The 24,164-nt window shown below is 59.6% G+C and carries 19 protein-coding genes, 1 tRNA gene and 1 pseudogene; 10 read left to right on the top strand and 11 right to left on the bottom strand.

Features of this window, described 5'->3' with window-relative positions; genetic code table 11:
* Positions 1-11: 11 nt before the first annotated feature.
* Entirely contained in the window at positions 12-1,415 is a 1,404-nt protein-coding gene (locus EV675_RS13075; RefSeq protein WP_130357641.1) for a phage/plasmid replication protein, II/X family, read from the top strand.
* A gap of 337 nt (positions 1,416-1,752) precedes the next feature.
* The gene (locus EV675_RS13070) at positions 1,753-2,559 is read left to right on the top strand and encodes an NYN domain-containing protein (RefSeq protein ID WP_130357640.1); all 807 of its coding nucleotides are present in this window, start codon (positions 1,753-1,755) and stop codon (positions 2,557-2,559) included.
* A gap of 102 nt (positions 2,560-2,661) precedes the next feature.
* On the opposite strand, the gene EV675_RS13065 is transcribed toward EV675_RS13070, so the two are convergent.
* From EV675_RS13065 to EV675_RS13055, 3 genes are all read right to left on the bottom strand, one after another.
* Complete coding sequence (locus EV675_RS13065; protein WP_207221948.1) at positions 2,662-2,919, bottom strand: hypothetical protein; 258 nt, start codon at positions 2,917-2,919, stop codon at positions 2,662-2,664.
* Positions 2,920-3,188: 269 nt separating this feature from the next.
* A complete protein-coding gene (locus EV675_RS13060) occupies positions 3,189-5,138 on the bottom strand; it encodes a UvrD-helicase domain-containing protein (protein ID WP_130357639.1) in 1,950 nt (649 codons plus the stop codon).
* Positions 5,135-7,444 (bottom strand): AAA family ATPase, encoded by a 2,310-nt coding sequence (locus EV675_RS13055; RefSeq protein ID WP_130357638.1) that lies wholly within the window; start codon positions 7,442-7,444, stop codon positions 5,135-5,137. Before EV675_RS13055 ends, EV675_RS13060 begins: the two co-directional genes overlap by 4 nt.
* Positions 7,445-7,968: 524 nt before the next feature.
* Here EV675_RS13055 and EV675_RS30335 point away from each other — a divergent pair.
* The 3 genes from EV675_RS30335 to EV675_RS13040 are packed head-to-tail and all read left to right on the top strand — an operon-like array spanning position 7,969 to position 10,574.
* A complete protein-coding gene (locus EV675_RS30335; protein ID WP_130357637.1) occupies positions 7,969-8,238 on the top strand; it encodes a type II toxin-antitoxin system HigB family toxin in 270 nt (89 codons plus the stop codon).
* Positions 8,228-9,442 (top strand): ImmA/IrrE family metallo-endopeptidase, encoded by a 1,215-nt coding sequence (locus EV675_RS13045; RefSeq protein WP_130357636.1) that lies wholly within the window; start codon positions 8,228-8,230, stop codon positions 9,440-9,442. The genes EV675_RS30335 and EV675_RS13045 overlap by 11 nt, the downstream gene beginning before the upstream one ends.
* 1 nt (position 9,443) lies before the next feature.
* A complete protein-coding gene (locus EV675_RS13040; protein ID WP_130357635.1) occupies positions 9,444-10,574 on the top strand; it encodes a beta family protein in 1,131 nt (376 codons plus the stop codon).
* A gap of 542 nt (positions 10,575-11,116) precedes the next feature.
* Here EV675_RS13040 and EV675_RS13035 read toward each other — a convergent pair.
* Positions 11,117-11,806: a hypothetical protein gene (locus EV675_RS13035; RefSeq protein WP_207221946.1), complete on the bottom strand. Its 690-nt coding sequence runs from the start codon at positions 11,804-11,806 to the stop codon at positions 11,117-11,119.
* Positions 11,807-12,457: 651 nt separating this feature from the next.
* A pseudogene (locus EV675_RS13030) lies at positions 12,458-12,916 on the bottom strand (tyrosine-type recombinase/integrase); the annotation flags it as partial.
* Positions 12,917-13,215: 299 nt separating this feature from the next.
* Here EV675_RS13030 and EV675_RS13025 point away from each other — a divergent pair.
* Complete coding sequence (locus tag EV675_RS13025; protein ID WP_130357633.1) at positions 13,216-14,403, top strand: restriction endonuclease; 1,188 nt, start codon at positions 13,216-13,218, stop codon at positions 14,401-14,403.
* Positions 14,404-14,676: 273 nt separating this feature from the next.
* Here EV675_RS13025 and EV675_RS13020 read toward each other — a convergent pair whose 3' ends face one another.
* Together EV675_RS13020 and EV675_RS13015 are read right to left on the bottom strand one after the other, a co-directional pair.
* On the bottom strand, positions 14,677-15,024 hold the full coding sequence (locus tag EV675_RS13020; protein WP_130357632.1) for an H-NS histone family protein: 348 nt from the start codon (positions 15,022-15,024) through the stop codon (positions 14,677-14,679).
* A gap of 124 nt (positions 15,025-15,148) precedes the next feature.
* Entirely contained in the window at positions 15,149-16,234 is a 1,086-nt protein-coding gene (locus tag EV675_RS13015; RefSeq protein WP_130357631.1) for a hypothetical protein, read from the bottom strand.
* A gap of 319 nt (positions 16,235-16,553) precedes the next feature.
* Here EV675_RS13015 and EV675_RS13010 point away from each other — a divergent pair, with 319 nt between their 5' ends.
* A complete protein-coding gene (locus tag EV675_RS13010) occupies positions 16,554-16,793 on the top strand; it encodes a helix-turn-helix domain-containing protein (protein ID WP_130357630.1) in 240 nt (79 codons plus the stop codon).
* Between the two features lie 167 nt (positions 16,794-16,960).
* On the opposite strand, the gene EV675_RS13005 is transcribed toward EV675_RS13010, so the two are convergent.
* Positions 16,961-17,050, bottom strand: a tRNA-Ser gene (locus tag EV675_RS13005).
* Positions 17,051-17,473: 423 nt separating this feature from the next.
* On the bottom strand, positions 17,474-19,453 hold the full coding sequence (gene acs, locus EV675_RS13000; RefSeq protein WP_130357629.1) for an acetate--CoA ligase: 1,980 nt from the start codon (positions 19,451-19,453) through the stop codon (positions 17,474-17,476).
* A 239-nt stretch (positions 19,454-19,692) separates the two neighbouring features.
* On the opposite strand from acs, the gene EV675_RS12995 reads away from it, so the two are divergent.
* From EV675_RS12995 to EV675_RS12985, 3 genes are all read left to right on the top strand, one after another.
* On the top strand, positions 19,693-20,331 hold the full coding sequence (locus EV675_RS12995; protein WP_242621400.1) for a YqhA family protein: 639 nt from the start codon (positions 19,693-19,695) through the stop codon (positions 20,329-20,331).
* 67 nt (positions 20,332-20,398) lie between these two features.
* Positions 20,399-21,910, top strand: a complete 1,512-nt coding sequence (locus tag EV675_RS12990) for a fumarate hydratase (RefSeq protein ID WP_130357628.1) — start codon at positions 20,399-20,401, stop codon at positions 21,908-21,910.
* A 112-nt stretch (positions 21,911-22,022) separates the two neighbouring features.
* A complete protein-coding gene (locus tag EV675_RS12985; protein WP_130357627.1) occupies positions 22,023-22,280 on the top strand; it encodes a hypothetical protein in 258 nt (85 codons plus the stop codon).
* Here EV675_RS12985 and EV675_RS12980 read toward each other — a convergent pair.
* Together EV675_RS12980 and EV675_RS12975 are read right to left on the bottom strand one after the other, a co-directional pair.
* Positions 22,261-23,571, bottom strand: coding sequence for an MFS transporter (locus EV675_RS12980; RefSeq protein WP_130357626.1), 1,311 nt, complete (start codon positions 23,569-23,571; stop codon positions 22,261-22,263). The genes EV675_RS12985 and EV675_RS12980 overlap by 20 nt on opposite strands.
* A 38-nt stretch (positions 23,572-23,609) precedes the next feature.
* A complete protein-coding gene (locus EV675_RS12975) occupies positions 23,610-24,017 on the bottom strand; it encodes a GlcG/HbpS family heme-binding protein (protein ID WP_124688415.1) in 408 nt (135 codons plus the stop codon).
* Positions 24,018-24,164 lie beyond the last annotated feature (147 nt).

Here is a 24,164-nt window from a genome sequence, read left to right as displayed (position 1 = left end):
AAGGGAACACCATGGCTTTCATCATTCCGAAGAACCACCTGCAAATCGACACGATCCGTTTTGGCGTCGCCTACGATGGCCGTATCGATGGGCTCAAGTACCGCGCCGCCAGCGGAACCAATAACGAAAGCGAAGCCCGTGGCAGCGACTTCCTGCGCTTTCGCGGCGAACACGCATCCAGCATGCAGATCGAACACGACAAGAACGGGCAACTGATCATCGAAGGAAGCCCCCACGCCTACTTCTACGGCCAGAACGCTTACACTGGCGAGGATCTCAAGGTGTGCCTTCGCGCAATGATCAATATCGTGGGCAAGAAGCTGGGGTTCGACAACACGAAAATCAAGCAGCTGCGGTCGGCACCGAAAACCCTCTTGCGCGTGGACATCGCGGCAAACTTCCGTTTAGACAGCGTCGATGAAGTGCAAGACGTCCTTAAGCAGATGGCACGCCAGCTTGTCGAACGCGACCCCATGCTCACCGTCTACCATGGCTCGGTCTATTACAAGCCGCAGGGCGGTCGCCAGTTCACGGTGGCCAGCTATGCGAAGGGCCCGCAGCTCGTGAACCGCCATCGCAAGATTCGCACGACCGATCCGGTGCTGCTTCAGCTGGCGAAAGACTCGATGAACATCCTGCGTGTCGAGGTGCGCCTGATGGCAGAACGGCTGCGGCACCTTCACCTCTCGGACGCCGATGACTGGACCCGCCAGACCGTGCGCGAGGTGTACGCACAGCACTTCGAACACATGGAATTGCTGGACGTGTTGTCCGGTCCGTTGGATCTGGAACATTGGAAAGACCTGAACGGGTCGGAACTCCGCTTCCTGGTTGCCCACCACTCCACAATCCCGATGAAGAGCATGTACTCGGCGTCGAGCACAAAGAAGAAACTCGCGAGCTTCCGCAAGCGCGGCATTGATCTACGTGTTCCGCATTCCGACGAACACCGCATCCCGCTCCTGGAAAAGCTTTGCCCGGCGAAGATTGCCCCGACTCCAGCGTGGGTTGTCGTGGCCAAACGCGCGTACTCGCCGAAGACGAAGACCAAGGCTAAACCCACTGCGAAGGGCCGGTTGATCGACTTGGAAGACGTCAAGGTCACCGCCGAGGATCGGGAGAACGAACACGCCCTTATCGCGGACCAGATGGCGATGAAGGCGCAACGGCTTGCGAAACGCGCGGCTCGCGGCGAGGAAACGGATGCTGGCGAGACCAAGCCGGGTAATCGCGGCGCCACCAAAAGCAAGGTGCGCGCATCTTCAAATGCACGCGCGAATAAGACCTTGAGTTCGCCTAGCATCCCTCGCCGCAAGAAGAAGCCCTACCCCGTGGATGCACACCTGGCTGACGCGCCGCCTGTCGAGAAGCAGCTCATGCAGGTCGGTCGTAAGATGGTTCGCCCCCTGTTCTAGCCCTCAACAAACTCGGCCCGTAGGGGTTCGTTGGAACCCCTACGGGCAGTTCGCTGACAAGGCTCACCGCGTCATCGCTCAGGGCAGAGCCAGTGCCCACATTGGTAATCTGCATACTTCCAGTCTTCACGGCGAGCGCAGCGTCCGGGGGGGTAGCGCAATTTAACCAGAGGCGTCAGCCAAACGCAGTGAGGGACCGATGGGAGCCTGACAGCACGAGACGCCGAAGGTGGTCAGACGCAACGCACGATGGCGCGACTGGGCGTTACCCATATGGCCGGAGCCCTTCTAATCCATTACTGTCTGGGAACGTTCAACAAGAAATACAGAGCTTAGTATGAACTCCCCCTCGAACACCGTCGAAACCCGCGTAGCCGTTTTGGTCGATTGCGACAACGTTTCGCCCGACATCCTTGAGCACGCCCTGCGCATGGTGGCCCAATTCGGTCGGGTGGTCCTGCGCCGTGGCTATGGCAACCAGAGCACGCTGGCCCACAAATGGCAGGAAGCCTTAGTACACCTGGCCTTCACACCATGCCTGCAGTATCAATATGCGGCCGGCAAGAACACGGCGGACATCGCCCTGGCGTTGGACGCGCTGGAGGCCCTGTTCGATGGCCGTGCCGACACTTTCTGCCTAGTCACCAGCGACTCGGATTTCGCCTACCTGTGTCGGAAACTGCGTGAACGCGGAGCCACGGTCTGCATCGTGGGCGAGCCCAAGACACCCGACGCGTTGCGCCATGCCAGCGATCAGTTCTTCGAATGGACCCAGCCCGAGGCGCCCGCGAAACCCGCTGCCGAATTCGCCCCGAAGAGCATCGACCTCGCAAAGCCTGACTCAGCCAAACCCGAGCAGGCGAAGCCAGCGGTAAAGCGAAGGCCGCGCTTCTTGGTCGAAGCTGTGTCGCTGTTGGCCAGCGACACGTCAGAAGGCAAGGTGGGCTTGGGCGCGCTGGGTCAGTACCTCAAACGCACCGACCCATCGTTCTCGCCGCAAACCTACGGTCACTCGGGGCTGCTGAACATGGTTAAGACGTACGACCTGCTCATCCCGCACCAGGAGGACGGCGGTCATTGGTCAGTGCACCTTACACCGAAGTCCGATGCACCAATGGAAGATGGCGCGCCGCCGAGTGCATGATCCGTGTCGACATTTGGGATCGAACGCGACGCCTGACCTCAATTGGAGACAAATCTGAGCCTGTATGCGTGGCCGCCTCGGTCAGACAAGAACCGGTTACTGCTATTCCTCGCCTTCCCAGGGTGGCCAGACACTTGCGGAGCGCGGCAGGTTCGGCAGCGTTAAAACAACGCCATATTGCTCTGCATGGATCTTCATCTCGCGCAGCGGTACATCGGCGCTGGCATGCGGAAACCAAATCGAAGCTGGTATCTGAGCGCCCATCCGGTCACCCTTGATCTCGGCGGCGGCTGCTAGCGAGTCATCCGGCACGGGAATGACGTTGTTGCGCGTGCGGAAGAACGCCCCGACTTTGGCCATAGGTTCGCTCGGCCAAACCTCTCTCCTACGCCAGCTCTAGCGGGCCGTTTTACTGAGTAGGCCTGCACCTTCGATTGAGAAGTGCGGTAAGCCACTCCACTCTATTCGTGATTTGTAGGCCCCCTCCCGTCTGACCGCTTCCGGCCAGGAGTAGCCGTTCAACTGCGACAAGCCAATGCCAGCAAACGCCAGTACAGACTTACATGCCTTGGTCGGCCGCACCGCCAAGGACTTAAGTTTGGCCGATAGCTGATGGATCTCACAACGGGCTACTGAATCGCTGCAAACTCACCGTCCGAGAACCAATCGCTCCCGGTGATTCTGTTTAGCGCAGCCGCGGGGTCAGAGGACCAAAGCACGAGGGCCAGCGATTCCTGAGCTCGGCTGCAGGTGACATACAGGAGGCGCAAGGTCCGGTCGATGGTGGTCTCCTTACCTTTCCCCACATTCTCCCAGTCTGATTTACTGAGCTGGACGCCCCCAAAAATTTTGTCGTATGAAATCTGATTGCCGCCGGCCAGCTTATCGTCCATCACGACCATGACGTGAAGGAACTCTGAGCCTTTGACGACCTGGTGAGTGGCGAGCACCGAATTTCCCGCAAGGTAAATGCGGTACTTCTGCAGTTGACTCCATGGGGTGGCGAACAGCCCACACCAGCCCCGACGCATGCGGTCCTTCTTGGACTCCTCCTCACCTTTGGCTGGAGCTGGTGGCGCAGGAGACTTATCGGCAAAGGCCTCTGAAAGACGATGGTCGACCTCGAACAAGTTTGCGCCCAAGACCGGCGCGAGAACTTGTTCAACAGTGGCTCCAGGATTTGCGCTGGCGGCAGCGAAGGCGGATATGGCCTGAAGTATCTCATCAGAACGCCTCGCGCGCTCAGCCGCGTTCTCTGGCATGCTCTCCAGACGACCGAAGCTGCGAAAGACTTCGGTGGCCTTGAACTCGTCTATGGCACCATCGGCGCCAACGCAGGCCTCCAATTGCGCGAGCTCATTCAAAAGCATCTGCACAGCCGTGGGCCCCTTGTTCTCGCCGCTCCCCGTAGGCGCGGCCGAATTTGGGTCGATCAAGACCATGGCACGGTACGCGTCAAGGAACGAACCACGAGTTGCGACGAGCTTGTGCTCCAGAGCAAGCAGCTGATACTGGCCTTGGCTCCAGGCATCAGACCCGCTCGCTTGCCGCATCTGATCTGCGCACCAGCGTTCGCCGGCGACCTTGTCCTCCGGCGAACGCGATGTGTCGCCGATGAAGAGTCGAACCACCCCGCCTGCCTTCTCCGTTCGCGGATGCTGTTCGACGCCGTTCACGGGCTGCGTTCGGCCCTCAAGCTCTGCTTCCCAGATTCTGTTGATGAGCGTGACGATTCGACGCTGACTGCGATGGTTCATTTGCAGCTCTGGCGTCGCCCAGCTCGGCGGAACTAGGCTTGGAAGGTCCGAGTGACCATCGGTATAGATGCGCTGCCGATGGTCGCCAAGCAGTCCGAGAGTGAGGCCGCTACCCCTCGGCTCCGCGAAGCTCATCAAGGCATCCAGCATACCCTTCATCGTGTCTTGCGACTCATCGATAAGAATGATGGGGTGGCGGTCTTTCAGAATGGTCTGCAGCGTAGTCCTGTGCCGCAGCAACCAAGCTGTTGCGTCCAGCACGTGCTTGTGGGCGAGCGCGCCAGCACCATGCGTCTCGCGGTCCGGGTGGTAGATGAACACATCTGTCAGCTCGAATGCCTCGATGTCTGCCTTGATTTCATCTAAGTCTCGCTGCTTCGCTGGAGTAATTCCCTTCGGTTTGGCCGCCGCTTCTGCCGTTTCCTTTTCGAGTTGAGCTTGCTTGACCGCGACGAGCGCTGCGCGGATGTCATCGTTGAATCCGCGGATGAGCTCCCAGCAGAACGCGTGGATTGTGGAGACGCCCACCAAGTCGTTGTCCCCGAGGCGCCCTTTGATGACCGCGACAGCGTTCTTCGTATATGTGACAACGCGTATCGAGCGACCATACATTCGCAGTCGTCGGGCGAGCTGTCCGCCCTTTTCGTGCTGCACAACACCTGTCATTCGACGCAGCACCTCGACCAAGGTACGCGTCTTTCCAGACCCGGCACCGGCAAAGAGGAAGTAGTTGCGCGGCGGCTCCTCAGTGAGATAGCCGCAGATTTCCTCGACAACCCCTGCATCGCGCTCGTTGTCGGCAGAGATGGGAACCGCGCTCATGCCGCCAGTTCCTTGCTGGGCTCAAGCTGCGCCTGTAGCCAGGCCAAGGCATCTGCGATGTACTTCGGGCAGGCAACTGGTTCATCAGAGGACAGCTTCTCGAAGATGCTTGCGGCAAACTCGCCTTTGTTGAGCGAGCTGTGCATTACCGTATGGAGCGCCGCGACCATCTCAGCAAAGCTTCCGGCATCGGCCGCTGCTTTGGCCACAGAGCCAAGCGCACCGGTTGGCGGCTCGATCTCCACGCCATCATCATCGACCTTCTCTTCCATAAGGCCCTTGAACCAAGGCATGTTCGTAAGAACGAGAGAGTCTTCAAAAGAGCTGGGCCAACTGCCGTCCGCTTCAGCAACCGGCAGCTGCCAGGCGAATCGCACGAGGCATTCTGCAGTCTCGCTCCATACCAGTTGAGCGTCGGTCGGATTCTTGAAGTCATCAAGCTTCTGGAGCTTCGGGTGCCACGCACGGAGCGTCGGGTTGCCGCAATGGAGGCCGGCTTGACCAGTGTTTGCAACCGCAACCAGCTTCTTGGTTGGCTCCCCGTTCTTCTTGGGTTTGCCGTCCTGTTCCTCGCAAGGGTCGACGTCGGTGATGATGACGGTGGGAATCCGGAGCTTCTCGACGAGTGGCTTGAGTCGGTGGGCATGGCTCCCTCCGATATCAAGGAAGGACACATACCGACTGTTCAGCTCCTTGAAATCCCGCTCTATGAAGAGAGGGACGAGCATGCGCTCTGCAACGCCTTCCACGAAGATGGCTGCATTGGCAAACAGCAAGTCGGTGTGTTGGACGCGGAAGTACCGCTCTGCGAACTGACGTGTCTTCTTGTCGTCACCAAAGACCTGCCCAAGATTGACCACTTCGGTCGTCGGCATTGGGCTCGCGGCGCTCTTAGCAATGCGCCGGACATACCGGAGGCGATCGAAGTCCTCGGCGTGTGCGAGATGGCTCGAGTGGGTGCTGATGAGTAGCTGGCTCTTGAGGGCGGATGCGTCTGCCCCCGACGGGCTGATGAGCTTGTGCGCCTTGTCGGGAAAGATGCGCTGTACTTGGACATGAAGGTGCGCCTCAGGCTCTTCAATCATCACAAGGTGAACGGGCACAGGAGAACCCTTTTCCGGTTTGAGCCTGGCGGCCTTGAATGACACCAACTGGTAGCTGAGGGACTGAAGGTTCTGGTAGCCGAGTCCGATGGAGTATTCAGGGAGGAGTTCTTCGAGCGACTCCTTCTGCATGCTGTACTGGACTGCAGTTCCATGGTCTAGCAGGTCAGCCGTCTGGATGCGCGTGCGAAAGCGAATCTCTTGGGGGTCGTGCAGACCTGGATAGCCAAGCGCCTTCACTTCCTCAACCGAATCGGCAATGGCTTCGTGGATCTTCTTGTCAAGGTCTCTCTGCGCCTCCGCCACGGCTTTGATGAGATCCGCTCGGTGGCCATGCCCTGTGCTGGCGACGTTCAAGTGCTGGCGGGCGAACTTGAGGAGTTGGTTGGAGAACATCCCAACTCGATGAGGACCGGATGCGGACCGCAACTCAGCTTCTTCGCTGCCCAGCCCACGCTGAGCGGCAACAAAGTCCACCCGAATTACCTTGGACAAATGCTTCCGTTCAATAGTATTAGCGTCTGCCGCAAGCGCCTGGGGGACGTAGGTCTCGAAGCCCGTTATCGGGTTGTTTTCTGCATCGAGCTTGTATGCGCGAACCTGGCCGAGTTTCGAAGGCTCACGGAGCCAAAAGTCCAAAAGGTCTATGGGCCAGGCCAACGAGTCCGCGCCCATATCCTTCACGGGTTCGCGCGCCATGTGATATGTCCAAGCGAGTTGCTTGAGCTCTTCAACAGTCGACGCCGGCTCCAAGCGCAGCCGGATACCGACGGCACCGCCTTTCCAACTTAGCTTGGAAAGAAATGGTGCGACGTAGTGGTACATGCCCGCCTCCGCATCAAACCAGAGGTCCAACGTCGGCATGGCCGACAGGAGGGTCTGAAGCTGCTGCTTCCACTGCTCCTCGTCTCCTGACATGGTTAAGGGGTCTTCCGCCAGCGCCTCCCATGCCTTGCCAAGAGCTCGCAACGTTGGCCATCGCGAGAGGCTGAGGTCGAAGGCCCCAAATGGGGAACCATCCGCGAGGAAGTGACGTAGAGCGGCGAGTACTGAGGTTTTCCCGCTGTTGTTCGCGCCGACCAAAATGGTGGTCTTCTTATCGACGTCCAGCTGAATCTTGCCAAGGCGCCGGAACTGGCACAACTCTATAAATCGAAGTGTGATGTCCCCGGAGACTGGAATGACGGGACCCGCGTCTGGCATTGAGGCACCTTTCAACTAGAACGTCGCAGGGCGCCAGTACTAAGCAGATGCTTCATGCGCCCAGGGAAAAGGCATTTATATTACCAATAGTGACAACAACGATTTTGACTGGTTATCGTTGACAGCGGATTTTCTGTCGGCTGTTCCCCTTGAAACCCTGTCGGAAAACTGCTGCCAGGTAGGTGGAAGAGCGACGTTGGCCACCTACGTCCTCTGCGAAGCAGCCGTCGGGTGTTCCACATCGAACTTGCGCTTTGGGTCGATAGCGGCCGTTGGCTAACCAGCGACAATGTGTAGTTATCGCTGGTTACGTCGGCTTTCGTTCAGTAGCGGAGGGCGGGGCAGAAGCAAGCAGGCAGAAGTGGATCTGACCATACCTGTTGAGCATTGCATGTTTGTTATGGGCTAATCGCGTCACGTTGCCCGTCCCCAGAGCGGCAGGCTTGGCTGCCAATTCCCAAATTGGGACCATTTACATTACCACTTTCTTTCGCTAAAATGTTCCCAAATAGAGAACAAAACATATGAAGCTAATTGGTCGGGACAAGCTGAAACATGGGACTGAAGACGTCGATCGCTGGCTCTGCGGCTGGTGCTCGGAGGTGGCCCACGCACACTGGCGGCGGCCAGAGGATGTTACTGAACAGTTTCCGAACGTGAGGACGAGGCCGGGTGGCTACTTTCTCTTCCCGATCGGAGCCAGTGGGTACTGGTTGCGGCTTCAGGTCGCTTTCGCACAGGGCACAGTTTTGATCCTTGAAATGAACAATATTGACAATCACTATGGACGCTAAGGTTATCCGCACCGAGGAGCAGCACCTCGCCTACCTGCGGGAGGTACAGGAGCTTATGGCGCGCCAGCCCGCAGTGGGTTCCGTGGATAGCGACCGGCTTGAACTTCTTACCGTCCTGATCGAGGCATACGAAAACAGCAAGTTTCCAATTGAAGCGCCCGACCCCGTTGACGCCATCCTTTTCCGCATGCAGGAAAAGGGGCTTAAACAAGCCGATCTCGTCCAGTATTTTGGGACTCGCAGCCGTGTGTCCGAGGTGCTGGGGCGAAAGCGTCCGCTTACGGTCCAGATGATTCGGGCACTATCCATCGGGCTCGGCATCTCGGCTGAGACGCTGGTTGGGCTGTCCGTTCCAGAAGATCACGCCGCGCCGGGCAAGGCGGATGTGGATTGGTCGAAGTTTCCCTTCAAGGAGATGGCTCGTCGCGGGTGGCTGTCGGACTTGTCCGTAAGAGCGAAAACTGGTGTCGAGGAGGTGGTGAAGGGGTTCATCGAGGACGCCGGGCTCGAGTTTGGAGCGGCTGCGTTCCGCCGTAGCATCGCCGGAGAAGCCGCTTCTCCGACGACTAGATATGCGCTCTACGCATGGCTAGCTCGCGTGATTCAGCAGGCGCGCGCCAAGAAGCCGAGACTGGGACCCTTTGAGCCCGAGAAGCTGAATGCAGGCTTCCTGCGTGAGCTCGCCCAACTGAGTTGGTCGGAACGAGGCCCACTTTTGGCGGTCGAGTTCTTGGAGCGTCACGGGATCGCCGTGGTGATCGAACCTCATCTCAAGGGCACTCAACTCGATGGCGCTGCGTTGAGAGACGTAGATTCCACTCCCATCGTTGGGTTGACTTTGCGATATGACAGATTGGACAACTTCTGGTTCACGTTGGTACATGAGGTTGCGCACGTGTGGAAACACGTCGGTAACGACGAGGCTTTTTTAGACGACTTGGATTCGTCGTCCGAAGATCGGCGAGAAGCTGAGGCGAACCGGTTAGCACGCGAAGCTTTCATTCCGAGGGTCAAGTGGCGGCGGAGCGAGGCGTATCTTTCCCCCAGTAGGGACACGATCGAAAAGCTAGCTCGGGAGCTTCGGATACACCCGGCCATCGTTGCCGGCAGACTCCGAAAGGAGACCAGCAACTACACTGTGTTTTCTGATCTGGTCGGGCAGCAGCAGGTTAGTTCGTTCTTTCCGTCTTCGAGTGAGGTGTGACATGGCTCCGATTTATCTCCCGATTCTCAAGTCTCTGACGAGCGAGTATGAAGCATCCAAGTACATGGACGCAGCGTACGCTGCGGTCATCCACCCGCTCTTCGATGTTCCTATCATCAGCGAGAGTCGACAGAAGACGAAGAAGTACCAGAATAGTTTGACGCCAAAGTCGGACTACCTGGATGAGGTCGCTGAGAGCATTGCCAAATCTTGGCAGGGTGACGTGGTGCTTGCCGACGCCTTCAACTGGGTGCCTGACACCACGGTTGAAACCGGCGAGCACGTGATGGCTTACCTCTATGCCGGCCTGAAGACTCGGGGTGTCACTGTGGCGCCGGTGGTGGGATACGACCGTTGGGACGATCCGTTCTACCAGCTTGCGATGCGCGGCCACGATCTGTCCGGCGCTCCCTACGTGTGTTTCCGTCTCGAGGCCAGTGCGGTTGAGGATGCAGCAGAGCCGGATGTCTTCTACGACCGCATGCAGGAGATGCTGGAGGATATGCAGTTGAGTCCGGCGCAGTGCGCTGTGCTGCTTGATCTTGGCGACCTGACGAGTAAGACTCTCATCGACATTATCAGCGATGCAACCCGCGTGCTGAAATTGCTCAGTGGGTACGGGTTCCGGTACATCGCCACTGCAGGATCGTCGATGCCCAAGTCTGTAGACTTGGCAGTTAAAAAGAAGGACAGCACTGCGAAAGTGATTCGCAAGGAGATGCTGCTGTGGCAGGCGCTCCGTACTGAATTCAGTGGTATTCCGTTGGTGTTCGGTGACTACGGTGTGCGCGGTCCTGGGTCGAATGATGCCATTCGTAATCCTAATGCCAACACAAAGATTCGTTATACGTGCGACAAGGCGTTCCTTGTCTCGCGTGGCCACTCGGCTTCGGAAGGTTGGGAATTGCAGATGCCAGCGGTTGCGACTGAAATCGTCAACTCGAAAGAGTTTCTGCCGGACTTCAGCTGGGGCGATCGGGTGATTGCCAATTGCAGCAACGGCCTGCCCGTAAAGAACGGTCATGGAAAATGGATCGCGTACGACACTAGCCATCATCTGGCGTTTGTCGTTGAAGAGGTGCGGGAGTTTGAGCGCGTGTTGGCCCCTGCTACTAGGGCTACCATGGCCTAATACGGGCTTCGCTGGTTCACCGCCACAAGCCGCGAGAAGCTCTGCCTACCGGACACGCCCCGAGAACGGGGCGTTTTCGATTTCGATCGCATTAACGCGGTGTTCGAAGATATCTAGTACAGTAGTCTTCAACTACCTACCTCAGAGGCAAACGTCCGTTATAGGCCGAGGTGCGCCACTACCTATTCGACCCCGAATTCTGCAACCGGACAGCCGGCCAAGAGAAAGGGATTGTCGAGAAGAACGTGCAGGACTGGTGTCGCCTATGCCGGACGGTCATTTCCTGAAACGGGAAGCGAAGTCCAGAAGCGTGTCATTAATCACGTCGCGTTCGGGTGCGAAATGCGCGTCACGATGACAGCTTGGGCAGAGTGCGACGCAATTCCAGACGCGATCGCTATTCCTGACGCCAAGGATGTGATGAACGTCGAGAAAGCCCTTGTATCGCGCGATCGCTTCGCACGTCGAGCGTTCACACTTGCCATCCGCGCGCTTGACGACGTCGGCCCGGACACGAGGATCGCGCTTCACTTCGGATCGCATCACGGCCCGCTCACTTGCCCCATCACTTCCATAATCCGAAGGATCGGGCGCGTAGAGATCGTCCCACGTGTCATGGGCGCGCGCAGTTTCACGTCACCCATCTTGACGAGATCCTGCACGCCCGGCCATTGCCAGAGCACATCAGGCACGAAATGCGCGTCTTCGTGTCGGCTGTCCATTAGATACACCGTGGGACTCGAGCCGTTTTTTGCGTGGTTCTTCGTGGTTCGTCCTAAGCGTCCGGCTTCGATCAATTCCTCGCTTACTTCCGCCTGACGACGCCAGATCAAACCCAGCTGATCGATTGGTACAAGCGCTGCGTAAGGAACAGTCTCGCCGACGCGCTGGAAGATGAGCGCATGTGAGATGCCGATTTTCACATCACGATTGACGAGCTGGTCGAGCGTTTTATCCCAGTCATTGTCAATGAGGTCCGCTCGCAACTGGGTAGCCGAAAAACGAAGGTCGTCCGGACCGCGATGCCGCCAGCAAAGCCGCACCCGCATCTTGATCGTTTCCCCCGCTTCGGATCGCGCGGTAACAACCTGAGCCTGCGAAACCCCTCGCACGATTCGCTCGTCGGACAGCACTGCGAATCCTCGGCTTTCTAGAAACGGACGGATCGCGTCGCGACTCAAACGCTCAGCCTCAAAGCTCTCCGGCTTGCGAAATACACGTTCAGTTGGCACGACTGTCTCCGTTGGCTAGAGCATGATATTGGTGAAGCGCGCCATTTTTCGCAATACCGCTCTGCCTGCTTACAACACAGATGAATGAAATTCTGGACGGACGACTGCACTTGGCCGAAAGCGGACCTAACTATCGATAACTACACATTGTCGCTAGTTAGCCAATGGCCGCTATCGACCCATTGCGGCCACCCCCGCCCTCCACTTGCAAGCGCCTGCTTTGCAGGCCGACAGCAGGCGCTCAGAATCTTCGTCCATACGTGAAAACCCGATCGCCCGCACCGCCGTTCATGGGTAAAGTGAGGGAACGTAACTTCAGCCAGCACTCGTGCGGGCTGTTTCCTGAAACCAAGTTAGAAGGTATTCGCACACTGAAATTTTTAAATCACAAAGGAGAGCATTCATGGCACTTAAACCAGGACCAAAGCCGATAGCAAAATCAACAGGGAAACCGGATCAGCGCCGTCGTGATAACAAAACCACACCAGGGAACACATCATCCCTCAAACCTAGCAAATCCAGCAATCCTCCAAAAAGTAAATGACAGGGGCCTTTCGTTAATTTGCCCTTCTAACCCGGCAGTCGATCGGATCTGTGCGACATACCGCAGGCCGCTCACTTCTACGTTGGATAACGACTCTTGACCGATGATCACCGGCTGCTCTGGCCGGCGAGCGGTCGCTCGCCGGCCAAGGTACATCGAACCTCGGTTTGCTCTGCCATCTCCAGGGCATCGTCGAACTTGATGCCGAGATAGCGAACCGTGCTTTCCAGCTTTGTATGCCCGAGCAGCAGCTGCACCGCCCGAAGATTCTTCGTTCGCCGGTAGATCAGCGAAGCTTTTGTGCGGCGCATGGTGTGGGTAGCGTATGCAGTATCGTCCAGACCAATTGACGCGACCCAGCGATGCACTATCCGGGCGTATTGCCGGGTCGACAGATGCGGTGACGTAGTCTCGAACTGGACCGACCGCTGGGTCTTCTGCTGCATGACAGTGGTCCTCACGGCCACGTGGCTTCCGTGACGGACGTCCTGCACTTGCAATCGTGTGAGATCGCAAGCTCGAAGCTTGCTATTGATTGCGAGATTGAACATCGAGTTTGCCCTTGTTCCATGGCACTCGACGGCTAACGGCGACATTCTCGGATTTCATGACATTCTCCTTTCAGGCGAAGGGAGATTGAGTGTGCACCCTACGGACGGTCGCTACCCGACCCATTGCAGTCGTCCGGGGCTCGACTATTGGCGTCTGCTGCGTAGAGGATTCTGCCTCGCCCGGATTGGGCGGTAAGGATTGTGCATGGTCGTTTTGTTAACATTTGGCAAGCAGCGCTAGGAAATTTAGTTATTGATCCACTGCTAACTTTCGCGCGCGCTACACTTACAAGCTCCAGCCAAGGAATAACTCAATGAACGTCGGGTATGCAGATATTCAGTTGGCACAGGAGATATCAAGGCTTGAAGCAGCCATACAAAAGTGGGCCGAAGAGCGTGACCTCTGGCTAGACAGCGGCTTCAAAGATTTTCTTCGGCACGTAGGTGGAGAGCCTAGCTCTCCCGCCGTGGTGACTGTTCTGTATAGTGATGGAGACCTAGCGCGTGTCCTGGATGAAGATATTGAGGTGGCCGCCCCTCCGTTCCACGAGTTCATCGCCTCACTGGGTTTTTCCTGTGAAAACCAGAACGGGTATACCTATTACTTCTTCGCAAACGACGAGGCACTAAATGCGGCTTTTGAGTCGTATTTCCATTGGCAGTGGGTCTGCTCGCTGATCCAACCGGATGCCGGAGACGTCTACGAGGAGCTTTATGCCCACTTCGCGTCCAATCCAGATCATTTTCACCGCCTCAGCCCGCGCGCTTTTGAGATCCTTCTAAGCAGAGTCTTTCAGAACCAGGGATTCACCACAGAATTGGGGCCGGGCTCCGGGGACGGTGGAGTCGACATCCGCCTTTGGCAACGGGATCCATTGGGTGACGTTCTGACGCTAGTTCAGGCCAAACGGTATGCGCCACACCGCAAGATTGAACTTGACGCCGTTGCTGCGCTCCGAGGTGTCATGGCCGTCGATAAAGCGCCTAAAGGGTTATTTGTCACGACCTCCTCATACCTCCCGAGTGCAAGGCGATTTGCAGCTCGAGCAGGAAATATTATTGAACTCGCCACGAATGCAGACGTCGCGCAATGGTGCGCTACAGCGGCAAACGGCATCGTCAAAGACAAGTCTTTGCTCGTTTCTAAGGGTAACGTCGAGCGTCTGCTCTATCAGATGTCGCTAGCTGTCGACTCAAAGGTGTTGCACGCGACCTGGGGGTACAACATGATCCATAACACCTTCGCGTTGCTCCTTAAAGAGACCAAACACGCTGCGTTGTTGATGTCTCTACCTAATCGCACGGTGACACACGATGGCTATGGACAGATGGGGACGGAGGTGCCGTCGTTCGGCGTCGATGCCCTTGGGTGCCACTGCGCCGAGACCGTACGGCGAGCTGAGCGCACCGTGGATGAGAGCGGCCACATTAGCTACTGGGATGGGAGGCATCTATACAGTGCTTGGGACGGGGAGCCCGCGCTCTTCAACTATATGGATTGAGCGTAGGACTCGAAGTACAGTCCATGCGCCGTTAAGGCTTGCGATTTCAACCAACCAATTAAGACTGCGTATTTCCGTCCGCTGTGTATATGTGCAGACACTACTCGCCAAAGCATGAACCAGCCTGAAGCAGCAGGCCAGACAGGCTTCGCGGCTGACTGCTTATGGCCCAAAGCGGACATAGCCGGCAGTCTGTCTACGCAGGTCACGCAGCGTAGGCGAATGGCATCACTACCGTCTACGACCGCCTCGACCCAAGTCGCCTATCTAATCTCAGTTGCTGATCAAAAAGCGCTCACGACCGACTCCACTTGCCTCAACTGCGGCCAGCCACCGCGGCGGCTTGCCACGGCCGGTCCATGTTTCACCGGTCTCTTGATTTCGGTATTTGGCTGCTACCGCATTTGCTCTCTTAGAGGCCACACTGTTAACGCGGGCTTTACGTCTCGATCCTCGCTGGGTCAGAGCTGCCTTGAGTTCATCAATGGATATCGAATATTCCTCCATTGATCTCAGAATGGACTCGACGACTGGCTGTCGTTGCTTTAGACGGAGGGAGTCTGCCTTCTGCTGCAGCTTTTTGATCTCCGACTGTAGGGCTTGATAACTTTTCTGAACCATGTTTCGCGTCCTATAAAGATAGGTGAGGAAGTGTACATATTAAGCGTGATAAGAGAATGCGGGACACGTGACTACCGGGCGTGCTCTTCATCAGTCCAACCCGGTAGCCCACGCAATGCGAGAACTAAAACTCCCCCCTCTTACTTCCCACCGAAAACTGTCCCGTTTTGGTCTCGCCGTTTTCGAATCCGATTGTGTACTGATCAACGGTGTAGGTGTCCCCTCTCTCGCCGCCCTTCCCCCTCTCCACAAAAAAGCGGTTCGCTTTGGTGCAGAAACCCGTGATTTTGCTAGTCAATGACCATTGCCCAGCATGGTCGTTCATGACAACAGCATAGACATAATCGCCGCAAGGAGGCTCTCCCAGGTTATATCGAAGCAGAAGATAGTCGCGCTGCGGCTGGCTCCGTATGACGACTATCTCGATGTCGAAAATGTAGTCATTTGGCGGCGCACCAAACGGCAATAGATTCTGACGATCGTTGAAGTTGATATACAGGTCCTGGGCCTTTGGCGTTTCCACCTTGATCGATGCATAACGGTTGGGCTGCTGAATCACCTGATAAGTTCGACCCGACTCTGACTTCACCTTCGAGCCCAACTTTGGAGGCATAGCCGCTGGCGCCACAGGTTTCCCTTTGGCGGTCCCCTCGCCGGCCTTGACCACTGCGGGAGGTGTTTGCTTCCCCGTCGAATAGACCAGAGCAGACTGACTGACCTTGACCTCTGGTCGCCCCTCTCGCGCCTTGAACGTCGTCTCAGTCAGCTTGTCCCCGTCGAACTCATACTTCACGGTCACACCATGGCCGTCCATGTCGACAACGAACAGGCCGGCACCTTGGGTGACATTCACTAAGTCTGTACAAGTGCCGAATTGCTCACTCTTGGTGATCGCATTCGCTCGAACAGTGACCCATTCGAATAGAGCCGGGCAAGCGTTCCCACCGTAGTAGTTCACTAGCACTTGAGACACGCCAGGCGACGGGTAGTGAGCAGCGAGCTCAGGTACACCCGTTGTCTTAAGAGATTTAGGAATTACCTTCCCATCTAGGGCAAGCAGCCCATCCGAGATGGTCAAGACGCCCATTGGGGTCTTAATCGATTCGAGCGAGCTGAGCGGCCCGAGCCCGTCCTGAGCAGCACCCTGCCCGCTCAGAGCCAAAGACGCCAAGAGCATCAGGCCAGTGACTCCAGACTTCCGATTGATCATGTGAACTCCGTTTTGTCCATGGGGTGTGAGGCTTATCGCTGCCACATCTCTCGCAGAATCTGGATCTTCTCCAGGTCGTGGTCATACAGAACGCAAGTCTTCGAACCGTACTGTTCTTCACACAGGTTCTTTCGATAGAAATCTCGCGCAAACACGATGATTGCTATGACCGCGACGACAGCTAAAGCCACGACAGTTGAATGCTTCATTGCCTACCTCTCCACAAAAAACACACTATAAGTTTGGTTACAAGGCGATTTTACGCAAACCAAACTTAAAGTGTGTGGTTTAGGGCGAGCCGCTCGGAAAAACTCCGAGCATGACTAACCCAACGAATGAGTTGGATGCGCAGCAACTGTTCGCGAAGAACATGCGGCGCATCCGCTTGGAAAAAAACTTGACGCAGGAGCGAGTGGCAGAGGCCGCCGACCTCCACGTGAACTACATCAGTTCAGTGGAGCGAGCCGAGAGGAACATCTCGATCCGGAACATTTCACGGATCGCTTCTGCTCTTGGAGTTCCCATGAGCATCCTTGTTTCCAAGGATCAGGAACGTTAGGGCTGCGAGAACAACAGTCCTGCATATGTAACAATATTGTAACACAGACCGTCCGATAAGAGCCGCTGCATTCCAGTTGAACCCACGTTTATTTTGATAGTCGTTTTGATAGTGGCAACAAAAAACCCCTTAATTCTTCAGTAGAATCAAGGGGTTTTTGATGTTTTTGGCGGACAGGGTGGGATTCGAACCCACGATACGCTTTCACATATACACGCGTTCCAGGCGTGCGCCTTCAACCACTCGGCCACCTGTCCTTGCTACCCAAGAGGCTGGGCAGAAGAGCCCGCAATAATACCAGATTGCGGGCCACGCAGCCAAGCCCCGCCACAAGGCCGAGCAAAAGCGTTCAGCATGGCACATTGCAATGCACAAAACCGTGCCACGCGGCAAGACGGGAACCAGAATGGGGAGTGAACCGGCACCAGATCGAACGATTTGGCGAGAATGGAGGAGACCGCTGCGCCTTGCCGTTATTGCCACGGCGGCCGACGCTCTAGGTCGTCGGCCGCGCGGGCGTTTTGCTTTTCTAAAGACTGCAGGGGTTTTGTCTCCTCCACTGCATAACGATATTCTGCGCCCGCAATTGGACTGTGACACTAGGGATTGACCCCTATTATGGTGCGGTGCGCACCACAGCTTTGGATACAAATGCACCAAGGCTGTGCATTCTACGACAATCAGAGCGCCTTGCCCAACTGCTCCAGGATGGCCGGGTTCTCCAGCGTGGAGACGTCCTGCGTGACCGATTCGCCCTGGGCGACCACCCGCAGCAGGCGGCGCATGATCTTGCCCGAGCGGGTCTTGGGCAGGTTGTCGCCGAAGCGGATTTCCTTGGGCTTGGCGATGGGGCCGATTTCCTTGGCGACCCAGTTGCGCAGTTCCTTGGCGATCTCGGCAGCCTCGGCGTCGTCGGGCCGGGCCCGCTTGAGCACCACGAAGGCAACCACGGCCTCGCCGGTCAGGTCGTCCGGGCGCCCCACCACGGCGGCTTCCGCCACCATGGGGTGGGCCACCAGCGCCGATTCCACTTCCATGGTTCCCAGGCGGTGTCCCGAGACGTTCAGGACGTCGTCGATGCGGCCCATGATCCAGAAGTAGCCGTCGGTATCCCGATTGGCGCCGTCGCCGGCCAGGTAGCAGGTACCGCCCAGTTCCTCGGGGTAGTAGCTTTTCTTGAAGCGCTCGGGGTCGCCCCAGATGGTGCGGATCATGGCCGGCCACGGACGCTTGACCACCAGGAAGCCGCCCTTGCCGAGTTCGACGTCCTCGCCGGTCTCGTCCACGATGGCGGCCATGATGCCCGGCAGCGGCAGGGTGCAGGATCCGGGCTTCAGGCCGGTGGCCCCCGGCAGCGGGGTGATCATGTGGCCGCCGGTCTCGGTCTGCCACCAGGTGTCGACCACCGGGCACCGTTCGCCGCCGACATTGTTGTAGTACCACATCCAGGCTTCCGGATTGATGGGCTCGCCCACCGATCCGATGACGCGCAGGCTGGACAGGTCGTATTTCTTCGGATGATGGTCGGGGCTGGCCTCGGCCGCCTTGATCAGCGAGCGGATGGCGGTGGGCGCGGTATAGAAGATGGTGCAGCCGTGCTTCTGGATGGTCTCCCAGAAGCGGCCGGCGTTCGGATAGGTGGGCACGCCCTCGAACACGATCTGGGTCGCGCCCACGGCCAGCGGGCCGTAGGCGATGTAGGTGTGTCCGGTCACCCAGCCGACGTCGGCCGTGCACCAGTAGACGTCGGACGGCTTGAGGTCGAAGGTCCATTTCATGGTCAGCGCGGCCCACAGCAGGTAGCCCGCCGAGGCATGCTGGACGCCCTTGGGTTTGCCGGTGGAACCCGAGGTGTAGAGCACGAACAGCGGGTGTTCGGCCTCGACCTGGACCGGCTCGCACTGGTCGGACTGGCCCTTCTCGACGTCGTGCATCCACAGGTCGCGGCCTTCGGTCCAGGCCACCTTGCCGCCGGTGCGGCGATAGACGACGACGTTCTTGACCGCCTCGCAGCCGCCCATGGCGAAGGCTTCTTCCACCGCGGGCTTGAGCGGGATGGTCTTGCCGCCTCGCACCTGCTCGTCGGCGGTGATGACCAGCGTCGCGCCCACGTCGACGATGCGCTCCTGCAGGCTCTTGGCCGAGAAGCCGCCGAACACCACGGAGTGGGTGATGCCGAGGCGGGCGCATGCCTGCATGGCGACCACGGCCTCGATGGACATGGGCATGTAGATGATGGAGCGGTCGCCCTTCTTGTAGCCCAGGGCCTTGATGCCGTTGGCGAAGCGCCCCACGCGGGCATGCAGTTCGCGGTAGGTGACCTTGGTGACGGTGCCGTCATCGCTCTCGAAGATGATGGCGACCTTGTCGGCGTTGCCGTTGGCCAGGTTGACGTCCAGGCAGTTGTACGAGACGTTCAGCTCGCCGTCGTCGAACCACTTGTAGAAAGGGGCATTGCTCTCGTCCAGCGTCCGCGTGAACGGCTTGCTCCATTGCAGGGTTTCACGCGCCAGCCGCGCCCAGAACCCCTCGAAGTCGCGCTCGGCCTCGTCGCACAGGGCCTGGTAGGCGGCCATGCCGGGAACGTTCGCCTGCTTGACGAACTCCGCCGAGGGTTGGAAAACACGCGTCTCGGTCAGCACTGAATCGATGGTAGACATCGCCTTGCGTCCTTTGATGGAAGTGATAGGGAGCGGATACCCATAGGTTACCGAAAGCCGGTGGTCCGTACGCGCTGCACTGCAACAAACCCACCCAGGGCACAGCGGATCCGGCTCCGCCGGTCCGCCAGTGCCGCCCCCTTGAGGGGGCGCGCGAAGCGCGTAGGGGGTGGTCCTTCCTCTTGGCATACAATTCCCGCCAAACCGTTATTCTGCGCGCCCCAGCCTACCTGGAAAACATGTCTTCCCCTCTCATGCCACCGGGGCTTTCCCGGACGGAACCCCTGCGCCCGCTGCCCAAGCTCATCTTCATGAGCCGGTGGCTCCAGTTGCCGCTCTACCTTGGTCTGATCGTCGCCCAGGGGGTGTACGTCTACCATTTCTGGGTCGAGCTGGTGCACCTGATCGAAGCGGCCTTCGGCAACAAGGAGGCCATTGCCATGCTGGCCGAGGCCGTGATGCCGGTCGTGCCCGGCGCCGCGCCCGCCGCACCGCCCACCAAGCTGACCGAGACCACCATCATGCTGGTGGTGCTGGGGCTGATCGACGTGGTGATGATTTCCAACCTGCTCATCATGGTCATCGTGGGCGGCTACGAAACCTTCGTCTCGCGGCTGCACCTGGAAGGCCATCCCGACCAGCCGGAATGGCTGTCCCACGTCAACGCCTCGGTCCTGAAGGTGAAGCTGGGCACCGCCATCATCGGCATCTCGTCCATCCATCTGCTCAAGACCTTCATCAACGCCGCGCACTACGACGCCAAGACCATCCTGGCGCAGGCCGGCATCCACCTGGCCTTCCTGCTGTCCGCGATGGCGATCGCCTATTGCGACCGCCTCATGGCGCCGATGCTCAAGCAGGACGCCCACGGACACTGACAGCACGGCCACAACCTCCTGGCGCGGCGGCATGCCAGCGCCCCACCCTTCTCTTTTCGGAGCGCCCATGACTACCGTCATCAAGGAAGAAGACCTGATCCAGTCGATCGCCGACTCGATCCAGTTCATCAGCTACTACCACCCCGTCGACTACATCCGCCACCTGGCCCGCGCCTACGAGCGCGAGCAGAATCCGGCGGCCAAGGACGCGATCGCCCAGATCCTGACCAACTCGCGCATGTGCGCCGAGGGCAAGCGCCCCATCTGCCAGGACACGGGCATCGTCAACGTGTTCATGAAGATCGGCATGGACGTGCGCTTCGACACCCGGCGCACCCTGCAGGAGCTGTGCGACGAAGGCGTGCGGCGCGGCTACCTGAACCCGGACAACAAACTGCGCGCCTCGGTGCTGGCCGATCCGCAGTTCGAGCGCAAGAACACCCGCGACAACACGCCCTGTGTGCTGAGCGTGGAACTGGTTCCCGGCAATACCGTGGACGTGCAGGTCGCGGCCAAGGGCGGCGGCTCCGAAAACAAGACCAAGTTCGCCATGCTCAACCCCAGCGACTCGCTGGTGGACTGGGTGCTCAAGACCGTGCCCCTGATGGGCGCCGGCTGGTGCCCGCCGGGCATGCTGGGCATCGGCATCGGCGGCACGGCCGAGAAGGCCATGCTGATGGCCAAGCAGTCGCTGATGGAAGACATCGACATGTACGAACTGCTCGAGCGCGGCCCCGGCAACAAGCTGGAAGAGCTGCGCATCGAACTGTACGAGAAGGTCAACGCGCTGGGCATCGGCGCCCAGGGCCTGGGCGGCCTGACGACCGTGCTGGACGTCAAGATCAGCATGTTCCCGACCCACGCCGCCTCCAAGCCCGTGGCCATGATTCCCAACTGCGCCGCCACCCGCCACGCGCACTTCGTGCTGGACGGCTCGGGCGCGGCCATCCTGACCCCGCCGTCGCTGGACGAGTGGCCCGACGTGCACTGGGCGCCGGACTACAACAAGTCCACGCGCGTCAACCTGGACACGCTGACCAAGGAAGAAGTCGCCTCGTGGCAGCCGGGCCAGACCCTGCTGCTGTCGGGCAAGATGCTGACCGGCCGCGACGCCGCCCACAAGCGCATCCAGGACATGCTGGCGCGCGGCGAGAAGCTGCCGGTGGACTTCACCAACCGCGTCATCTACTACGTCGGTCCGGTCGATCCGGTGCGCGACGAGGTCGTCGGCCCGGCCGGCCCCACCACCGCCACGCGCATGGACAAGTTCACCGACATGATGCTGGAGCAGACCGGCCTGATCTCGATGATCGGCAAGGCCGAGCGGGGTCCCGTCGCCATCGAGTCCATCCGCAAGCACAAGTCGGCCTACCTGATGGCCGTAGGCGGTTCGGCCTACCTGGTGTCCAAGGCCATCCGCGGCGCCAAGGTCGTGGGCTTCGAGGACCTGGGCATGGAAGCCATCTATGAGTTCGACGTGCAGGACATGCCCGTGACGGTGGCCGTGGACGCCAACGGCACGTCGGTGCATGAAACCGGGCCGAAGACGTGGAAGGTCAAGATCGCTGAAATGGCTTGACCCCCCCCTACGCGCTTACGCGCGCCCCCCAGGGGGCGGCACTGGCGGACCGGCGGAGCCGGATCCGCTGTGCCCTGGCAACTGCGGGTAACGGCGAGGTGGAGACTCCGCTATGGATGCGAAAATCGACTATGGGCAGGAAGGCATGCGGCGGGACATCGAGAGCCTGCAGCGGGACATACATGCTCTCGACCGCAAAGTGGATGCAAACCTAGAAACCCTGCGCGGCGAAATGCGCGCCATGGAAAGCCGGCTCGACACCAAGATCGATTCGGTCGGGCGCGAAATCGGCTACGTCAAGTGGTATGCCGCCTCGGCGGTACCAGCGACCGCCCTGGTGCTCGGCCTGCTCAACTACCTGAAGGCTTGAGCCCTTCGGCCTCGTGGCCCCGCCTCACGCCGCGGGCCATGTCGACGTGCCGCAGCACCGCCAATCCGATCACGAAGAACAGTCCGGTGGACAGGATGCCCAGGCGGTGGTTGCCCTGGGTGGCCCAGGTCACAAGGCCGTAGGTCAGCGGGCCGATGATGGACGCGAGCCGGGTGGCGAAGGTCCACAGCGCGAAGAATTCGGCCAGGCGGGAGGCCGGTGCCAGGGCGCCGGTCATCGCCCGCCCCGCGCTCTGGCTGGATCCCATGCACAGGCCCGCGATGGTGGCTGCCACCCAGAAGCCGCCCTGGCTGGTGGCGAAGAAGGCGATCAGTACCATCGCGATCCAACCCGCCAGCGTGGCGGCCAGGGCCCGCTGGTGGCCGATGCGGTCCTCGACGAAGCCGAAGGCGAAGGCGCCGGCGGCCGCCGCGATGTTGACCAGGAACACCAGCGTCATGATCTGCGTCTGGCCGAATTTCATGACCTGCTCGGCGTAGACGGCGGCCAGCGTGATGACAACGGCGATGCCTGCCTGGTAGAAGACGCCGCAGACCAGCAGCCGGCGGAAATCGGGGAAGGCCCGCGAGTCGCGCCACGAGGCCGCGAGTTGGCGCATGACCGGCATGAAGCCGGGCCGCCCGCCAGCCGCGCGGGCGGGCTGGGCGCGCTCGCGCAGGAACAGGAAGACAGGGATGGCGGCCAGGGCGAAGACCGCGGCGGTGACCAGCATGGTCCAGGGCACGAAGTCGGTGGCGGGCCGGCCCGCGGCCTGCGCCGCGATCACGACCGCCAGCGACAATCCCAGGGTCAGCATGCCGCCCACGTAGCCGAAGCTCCACCCCCAGCCGGAAACGCGGCCCAGGTACTGGGGCCTGGCGAGTTCGGGCAGGAAGGCGGCGACGACAGATTCGCCCACGCTGTAGCAGACGTTGGAGAGGATGATCGCGGGCACCGCGATCCAGAAGCCGCCAGGCCCGGCAAGCGCCAGGGCGGCCGTGGCCGCCACGCAGCCGACGGTGCTGGCCGCCAGCAGCCGCTTCTTGGCGGCCTGGGCATCGGCCCAGGCGCCCAGGCCCGGCATGGCCAGCATCACGATCAGGTAGGACAGCGACAGGGTCGCCGTCCACGCCAGCGTGGCCCAGTGGGCATTGCCCGCCACCACGCCGACGAAATAGGCATTGAAGACGGCCGTCAGGACGACCGTCGTGTAGCCGGAGTTGGCGAAGTCATAGAGCGCCCAGGCGAAGACTTCGCGCCGGCGCACGCCCGGATTCAGGGCGCCGCGCATGGACGGCCCGGACACGGCGGCCAACCCGGCTGGCGCGCTCAGACGCCGAGCGCCGCGATGCCCGCGCGGGCGATCTGCGCGTCTTCGTTGGACTTCACGCCCGATACGCCGACCGCGGCGATGGTCTCGCCCTCGACCACGACCGGCACGCCGCCTTCCAGCATGCCATGGATGGTGGGCACGGACAGGAACGAGGTACGGCCGTTGTTGACGACGTCTTCGTAGACCTTGGATTCGCGGCGTCCCAGCGCGGCCGTGTGGGCCTTGGAGGGGGCGATGTGGGCCGAGATGGCGGGGGCGCCATCCAGCCGCAGGAGGCCCAGCAGGTGGCCGCCGTCATCGACCACGGCGATGGAAACGGCCCACTTGTTGGCGAGCGCCTCGGCTTCGGCGGCGGCCAGGATCTTCTTGACGTCGTCGGCGGTCAGGACGTGCTTGGTCTTCATGGAGCGGAATCCTCGTTGGGGAAAAACGGGGATTGTAGGGCGTCCCCATGCCGGATTTATAGCTTTGCACGCACAAGTGCATTGACCTGGGCGCCGTCAAAGAGGTATCTTAGCGCCACTTTTGTATCATCTTGTGCCCGGCATCCC

The organism is Pigmentiphaga kullae, from assembly GCF_004216695.1.
Taxonomy (GTDB): Bacteria; Pseudomonadota; Gammaproteobacteria; order Burkholderiales; family Burkholderiaceae_B; genus Pigmentiphaga; species Pigmentiphaga kullae.
The sequence above is the reverse complement of the archived record's forward strand: the minus strand, read 5'-3'. Positions and strand labels throughout refer to the sequence as shown.

Bases quoted from the DNA above. Each gene is read 5' to 3' on its own strand.
- EV675_RS13065 (WP_207221948.1), bottom strand. From the start codon at position 2,919: ATGGCCAAAGTCGGGGCGTTCTTCCGCACGCGCAACAACGTCATTCCC.
- EV675_RS13025 (WP_130357633.1), top strand. From the start codon at position 13,216: ATGAACGTCGGGTATGCAGATATTCAGTTGGCACAGGAGATATCAAGG.
- EV675_RS12990 (WP_130357628.1), top strand. From the start codon at position 20,399: ATGACTACCGTCATCAAGGAAGAAGACCTGATCCAGTCGATCGCCGAC.
- EV675_RS13040 (WP_130357635.1), top strand. From the start codon at position 9,444: ATGGCTCCGATTTATCTCCCGATTCTCAAGTCTCTGACGAGCGAGTAT.
- EV675_RS12980 (WP_130357626.1), bottom strand. From the start codon at position 23,571: ATGCGCGGCGCCCTGAATCCGGGCGTGCGCCGGCGCGAAGTCTTCGCC.
- EV675_RS13045 (WP_130357636.1), top strand. From the start codon at position 8,228: ATGGACGCTAAGGTTATCCGCACCGAGGAGCAGCACCTCGCCTACCTG.
- EV675_RS13075 (WP_130357641.1), top strand. From the start codon at position 12: ATGGCTTTCATCATTCCGAAGAACCACCTGCAAATCGACACGATCCGT.
- EV675_RS12995 (WP_242621400.1), top strand. From the start codon at position 19,693: ATGTCTTCCCCTCTCATGCCACCGGGGCTTTCCCGGACGGAACCCCTG.
- EV675_RS13020 (WP_130357632.1), bottom strand. From the start codon at position 15,024: ATGGTTCAGAAAAGTTATCAAGCCCTACAGTCGGAGATCAAAAAGCTG.
- EV675_RS12975 (WP_124688415.1), bottom strand. From the start codon at position 24,017: ATGAAGACCAAGCACGTCCTGACCGCCGACGACGTCAAGAAGATCCTG.
- EV675_RS13015 (WP_130357631.1), bottom strand. From the start codon at position 16,234: ATGATCAATCGGAAGTCTGGAGTCACTGGCCTGATGCTCTTGGCGTCT.
- EV675_RS13010 (WP_130357630.1), top strand. From the start codon at position 16,554: ATGACTAACCCAACGAATGAGTTGGATGCGCAGCAACTGTTCGCGAAG.
- EV675_RS13060 (WP_130357639.1), bottom strand. From the start codon at position 5,138: ATGAGCGCGGTTCCCATCTCTGCCGACAACGAGCGCGATGCAGGGGTT.
- EV675_RS13070 (WP_130357640.1), top strand. From the start codon at position 1,753: ATGAACTCCCCCTCGAACACCGTCGAAACCCGCGTAGCCGTTTTGGTC.
- EV675_RS13055 (WP_130357638.1), bottom strand. From the start codon at position 7,444: ATGCCAGACGCGGGTCCCGTCATTCCAGTCTCCGGGGACATCACACTT.
- EV675_RS12985 (WP_130357627.1), top strand. From the start codon at position 22,023: ATGGATGCGAAAATCGACTATGGGCAGGAAGGCATGCGGCGGGACATC.
- acs (WP_130357629.1), bottom strand. From the start codon at position 19,453: ATGTCTACCATCGATTCAGTGCTGACCGAGACGCGTGTTTTCCAACCC.
- EV675_RS30335 (WP_130357637.1), top strand. From the start codon at position 7,969: ATGAAGCTAATTGGTCGGGACAAGCTGAAACATGGGACTGAAGACGTC.